This window comes from Flavobacteriales bacterium, from assembly GCA_013214975.1.
In the GTDB taxonomy this organism is placed as follows: domain Bacteria; phylum Bacteroidota; class Bacteroidia; order DT-38; family DT-38; genus DT-38.
Genome location: JABSPR010000107.1, coordinates 1 through 6,113, shown reverse-complemented (window position 1 = coordinate 6,113; position 6,113 = coordinate 1). Strand labels below are relative to the sequence as shown.

Genomic DNA, 6,113 nt, shown 5'->3' with positions numbered 1-6,113 from the left:
ATTTACCATGTTTTCTTAACCAACCTACAACGGTAGATCTGGCTTGGATTCCATATTTCCTAAGAGCTCCATGGGTCGATAGCTCTCCTCGTTCTATTTCTTGAACTATTTGAAGTTTTAAGGATAACGAATAATCTCTCTGAGTACGATTTTATATAATTACTGTCTTTCATAGGGTTACTGAATTTGTGTAACGCTATTTCAGGACGGGACAAAAAGAATATTATAAAAGGTCTCCATGGAAATAGAGGCCTTTTTTTATGCTTTATGTTTGTCTGGAATCAAATTAAAAGGAATTGATAGCAGTGATTTGTAATCACTACCAACTTCTTTAAGAGCGTTTCGCTGGTCATAGAGCCAATTAATCACTACATCATGGTTGCTGGATACATGAAAGATCATTAAGGAATTCGAGGAGCGTTAGAAAGTATTTGGCGGACGCAGAACTTAAATAGTAGATTCTGATATTTAGAGTCATTTTCTTTGCAGGCTTCTTTGCGTAGGCTTTTAGCCAATCAAATATTTCATGAAAAAACATAAGAGGGTTTGGTGGCATTAATTTGCCATCAATAAAAAAAAAACTCCTGAATTTGCATTAAAATTAAGATAAGGAGTTCTCTCGTCTGCTTCAATAATTAAGTTATGTAGCATTAAACTTTATGTTAAAGTCTTAATAATCAAGTTGCATTAAAAGAAGTGAAACTCAAAACTTCGTTGGTATGTCTCCATCACAGATTGTGGTATCTTTACCAGCTATGAATTATTTGTCAGTTGAGAATTTATCAAAGTCATATGGTATAAAGGAGCTATTCCAAGGTATATCATTTGGTCTGAATAAAGGGGATAAGGTTGGTCTGATCGCGAAGAACGGGACTGGGAAGTCAACATTGCTACGCGTTCTTGCTGGCGAAGAAGAGCCAGATAGTGGTTCCGTTATATATAGAAATGATATTACGATAGGCTTTTTATCTCAAAACGAAAATTTTGACGAATCCAAAACTGTTGAGGAAGTTATCTATGATGGGAATAATCCTGTTTTTAGAGCAATTAAAAGCTACAACTATTGCGTCGAAAATAACATTGAAGGGAAGCAGATGGAAGATGCTTTTGAAGATATGTCGAACTTCAACGGCTGGGAAGTTGAACTGTCTTTAGATCAGATACTAAATGAATTAAAAGTAGATCTGCCTAAACAGAAAATAGGAAGCCTTTCTGGAGGCCAAATCAAACGGCTGTCTTTGGCTCGAGTTCTTGCGCAGAATCCGGACTTTATGATTCTAGACGAACCTACCAATCATCTGGATTTGGATATGATTGAATGGCTAGAGAAATACTTGTCGAAAAATGCATCTACCGTGTTGATGGTAACGCACGATCGTTATTTTCTTGAGGTAATCTGCAACCATATGATAGAATTGGATCAGGGAAACCTTTATAAGTATACTGGTAATTATAGCTATTTCTTGGAGAAAAAGGCAGAGCGTGAGGAGCTTGAGCAAACGAATATTACGAAAGCTAAAAATCTAATGCGAACAGAATTAGAATGGATGCGAAGAATGCCTAAAGCTCGAACGACCAAATCGAAATCAAGGCAAGGTGCCTTCTATAATCTGCAGGATAAGGCAACTAAAAGAATTAGTAAAGATGAGTTAGACCTTGAAGTTACTATGAATAGGCTGGGTACTAAGACTGTTGAATTTCATAAAGTGAGTAAATCATTCGGTGACGTTAATGTTCTAGATAAGTTTAGTTACAACTTTCAGCGACTAGAAAAATTGGGTATAGTAGGGAAAAACGGGACAGGTAAATCTAGTTTTTTGAATATGATTACTTCGCAATTAGAGCCTGATAGCGGAAAAATTGCTACTGGCGAGACCGTTACTTTTGGATATTTCCGTCAAGATGGAATGAAACTGAAGGATGATAAAAGAGTAATTGAAATAGTAAAAGATATTGCTGAAGTTATCCCTGTAGTTGGAGGTAGGAAAGTAAGTGCCAGTCAGTTCTTGGAGCGGTTCCTTTTTCCATCTCATATGCATTACCAGTATGTTAAAACCCTAAGTGGTGGTGAGAAAAGAAGACTTTATTTACTAACAGTATTGGTTAAAAATCCGAATTTCTTGATTCTCGATGAGCCAACGAACGACTTGGACATCTTTACAATGAATGTTCTTGAAGAATATCTTGAGAATTTCAAAGGCTGCTTAATTGTTGTTACTCACGATAGGTATTTTATGGATAAAATAGTTGATCACTTATTTGTCTTTGAAGGTGAGGGGCAGATTAAAGATATTCTTGGTAACTATACGATATGGAGGGAAGAGCAGAAGTTTAATTTAAAAAAGGATAACACTGTCAATACTCAAATTAAATTAGTTGCCAAATCAAAACCTACTAAGGAAAAGACCAAACTTAGTTTTAAAGAAAAAGCGGAATTAGAAAAACTCGAAGTAGATATGCCGCTATTGGAGAATAAAAAGACTCGCTTAGAATTAGAACTATCAACAGGTGAATTAGACACGCAAGAAATAATGGCTTTGTCAGCAGACTTAAGCGAACTCCTAGTCGACTTAGACACTAAAACCGATCGTTGGTTAGAACTCTCTGAACTAAGTTAGCCTCTAGTAATCTGTCGGAAAATTACCGCCATTTATATTTAAAATTTTCACATTACTTCTGTACGGTCCGGTAAGTATTGTGCAGCCAACAAATTTCTCGTTATAACTAGGGTTGTAATTAATAGTGTAAGTTCCTGCTCTTTGTTTTTCGTCAACCAATAACTCGATAACTCTTCCTCCGATGCTCGTAATGCCAATAGACACGTGGCCATCTACAGGCACTATATATGTAATTTTAGCCTGACCATTTATAGGATTTGGTGAGCATGAAATTGTGCAAAGAGAATTGTTAAATTCATTGTCGTTTATTGATTCTAATGGATCTACTGGGTCCGAATCTGGTGTTACAAGTGTATCTTCCGCCTCAAGAACAAATCTGTAAATCCTTACACCTGCTGCATACATGGTAGTATCGTTAATTTTTATAAATCGATTTATTACATCATTGAAGGGTTGATCTATTTGAATCTTTTCCCATGTTGTTCCACCATCTATAGTTTGCCATGTTCTATTTCCTCCAGCAGCCCAGCCGATATTTGAATTTAGGAATCCTATTCCTAGCCCTTCGTAATTCTGGTTAGGTCCGGTATAATACACTTTCGCCCATGTTAATCCGCCATCTATGGTATGCATGTAATATCTTTCACCATCTGAGTACGCTGAAATTTGACCAAACCCTTCATATCTATCTAGAAAGAAAAGTTTCCAAACGTGATCATATTCTGTATTGGAAACTTCTACGAAACTTTGACCACCATCTGTTGTGTAATATATTGTGCTTCTCCAATCTTTTCTTCCGCATATTAGGCCAGTATCGGGCGAGAAAAAATGGACATCTACTAAACCATGTGCTAGGGGAACGGCAAATGTTTGCCATGTTACACCTCCATCGCTACTTTTAATAAAAGCAGCAGGTCCGTCATATCGTCCGACGCCTACAATATTTAGACTGTCAATAGCTTGTAATCCGCATATTCCAGAGATAGGAACATTGTTCGGAATATTTGTGACAGAACTCCAGGTTAGGCCGCCATCAATTGTTTTATACATTAATGTGTCATCAGAAGTTTGATCTACCCAGTCACCAGGCCCTAACGTACCCACAAAGCCAATTGAATCAGAAATAAAAGCCATTGCTCTAAAAGAAGTACCTGGGCTGTCTTTTACAAGATCCCAGCTATCACCTGCATCTGTAGTTTTGTATATTTTCCCAGAAATATCACAGACCCATCCAAGGCTATCATTCCAAAATACAATATCATCGTGATTCCAGTAACCTCCTTTGGGGGAATTGGGAAGTGCTTCCCATCCTGCAAAACCGACTGAAATTGTGAATGCTAATAGTAGTGATAAGGCTAAATATCTCATGGTAATAAATTAATTATGTTGCTCGTTTTTTATTGCAATGTCGACAGAAATTGCAGCAAATCTTTCATAAGTATACCCTGTTTTGTGTATATACCCTAAAGTAAGTTTTTAATAATAGATATTAATTAAATGGCATTCGAGCCTATTTTAGTTAAGCGGTTGTATTCATGAATAATACCTGCATTTACGGATAGTGGAAGAAAAAGTAAAATTTAATTCAATTTCAAATTTGAAATGGTTCGAAAGAATTTAATTGTCTTATTTTTAGCTTCAGTTAAAATATTATGAAAAAGCATCTTGCATTATTCTTGTTGGCAGTTGGTCAACTGATTTTTTCAGTAAGTGTGTCAGCTGGTGTTGGTCTTTGTACACCGGATGAGGCGTACACGAGTGTAGGGATATGGCCTGCTGTGCAAGAAAATGGATGTGAAAATCAACCATATGATGAAACGTCAACTTTTGTATATCCTAATGATACAACAGTAAATATTGGTGCCATGGTAACACTCAGTTTAGACTCTGCTTGGGTAACTAGTGTTACAGGATTACCTCCTGGAATTTCATATGTGTGTGAAGATGCATCGTGTGTATTTCAACCGTCAGGTATAACAGGGACCTCAATTAGTTGTATGAAGTTTTTAGGAACTCCAACATTATCTGGGCTATATGTAATTGCTGTAAACATGGATTTAAGATTTAGTAATGCTTTTGTTTATCCATATACGTTTAACATTAATATTACAATTGATGGTTCGGGTGTTGGGAGTTGTATTGGTGTGGGAGTAGAAAATCTTTCTACTATTGAAGCTCTTTCTGTATCACCTAATCCAACTTCAGGATTAGTAAACTTAAATCAAAAGGTAACTGGGAAAGTTTTGGATTTGCTAGGGAATGGCATACTAGATGTTAAGAACGCTAATACGATAGATTTATCGAACGTTGCTAGCGGTATGTATATCCTTTCTACAGGTTCTGGTTCGGTTAAAATTTTAAAGAGATAGGCTACTTGGCATTGGTATTCTCATAAATGAGTCACCAATATTGTAAAGTGTAATCCGAAAGATGCTTTGAATCGGGTATTAATCTTTTTTTCTAAATTCTCATCTCTTATTCCAAACGTAAGCACCGAACTGTACGTTTTAATTGGGGCGTAATAAGTTGGTGTAATTCTAATCCTATTTTGGTTTTCAAATTTGTAATCGAATGAAATACCGGTTGCCGTAAATTGGGATAACGGGATTGAATAAGTTGTTAGAACTGTTTCGCCTCTACCAGCGCTAGATTCTGATTTTAAATTGCAAAGGTATATAGCATCTATGCCTATAGAGTATTTCTTTTTTGATATAATCTTGTAATTTATTCCAGTAGTAAATCCGATTCCTTTTATAAAGAATCTACTAACTGTTGGCCCCAATGAAGCTGCAAATCGCTCTTTATATAGGATTGAAAAGGCAGGATTAATTGATACATATCCTGGCTTCCATAATATTGACGGTTGAAATTGCAAAGAGGTGTTTAATTGAAAAGGTTTTTCTTTTTTAATAAATAGACAGTCTGTCTTATCTGTGTATGTGAGACAATTTTCTTCAATGTTATAATGGGCTATCGTTTCTATTTTCTTTTTCACGTAAGTAAAAGTTATAGTATTATTGACTTCTGTCCATCTGCCTTTTAATCTGTTTAACAAAGTATCTTCTGGTAACTTGAATTTTCTTCTTGTTTTCCCATTAGCCTTAATTATAAGTTTGTTTTTCTTGCCCTTCTGAGTATACATACCGATGAACTCTGTTCTACCGACCATCGCATAGTTTGATAAAGGTTCTTTCTTGTCGTCTGTAGCATTCCATTGACTAAAGGAGAATAGTGGGATTAAAAGAAATATGAGAATTAGATGCTTCATGAAGCTATAGAGAGCTTAGGGCTTTTAAAGTTGGTTTATTACTATCTATTGGCGCTAAAGATAATGGCTTTTTTTGGATCAATATAAAAAGTTGTTGTTTTCAAAAATTAAGCAAAAAGTTTCTCCAGCCTAAAAAGGAAAAATTCTACATTCCTAACACCTCTAAATTGTGCTCTAAATGCCTTTATTTTAGAATTGAAAGATTCCGCAGAAGCATTTGTACTTCT

The 6,113-nt window shown here is 35.7% G+C and carries 6 protein-coding genes; 2 read left to right on the top strand and 4 right to left on the bottom strand.

What is annotated here, in order from left to right; all coding sequences use genetic code 11:
* Positions 1-373 precede the first annotated feature (373 nt).
* Positions 374-538 (bottom strand): DUF1987 family protein, encoded by a 165-nt coding sequence (locus tag HRT72_04310; GenBank protein ID NQY66931.1) that lies wholly within the window; start codon positions 536-538, stop codon positions 374-376.
* A gap of 217 nt (positions 539-755) precedes the next feature.
* On the opposite strand from HRT72_04310, the gene HRT72_04305 reads away from it, so the two are divergent.
* Entirely contained in the window at positions 756-2,618 is a 1,863-nt protein-coding gene (locus HRT72_04305) for an ABC-F family ATP-binding cassette domain-containing protein (protein NQY66930.1), read from the top strand.
* 3 nt (positions 2,619-2,621) lie between these two features.
* On the opposite strand, the gene HRT72_04300 is transcribed toward HRT72_04305, so the two are convergent.
* A complete protein-coding gene (locus HRT72_04300; GenBank protein NQY66929.1) occupies positions 2,622-3,986 on the bottom strand; it encodes a hypothetical protein in 1,365 nt (454 codons plus the stop codon).
* Between the two features lie 284 nt (positions 3,987-4,270).
* On the opposite strand from HRT72_04300, the gene HRT72_04295 reads away from it, so the two are divergent.
* Positions 4,271-4,987, top strand: a complete 717-nt coding sequence (locus tag HRT72_04295) for a T9SS type A sorting domain-containing protein (GenBank protein NQY66928.1) — start codon at positions 4,271-4,273, stop codon at positions 4,985-4,987.
* Between the two features lie 20 nt (positions 4,988-5,007).
* Here HRT72_04295 and HRT72_04290 read toward each other — a convergent pair whose 3' ends face one another.
* Together HRT72_04290 and HRT72_04285 are read right to left on the bottom strand one after the other, a co-directional pair.
* Positions 5,008-5,886 carry a hypothetical protein gene (locus HRT72_04290; protein ID NQY66927.1) on the bottom strand — a complete coding sequence of 293 codons (879 nt, stop codon included), beginning with the start codon at positions 5,884-5,886 and terminating at the stop codon, positions 5,008-5,010.
* Positions 5,887-5,993: 107 nt separating this feature from the next.
* Positions 5,994-6,113, bottom strand: a 120-nt coding sequence (locus HRT72_04285) for a transposase (GenBank protein NQY66926.1), incomplete at its 5' end; no start/stop codon positions are given.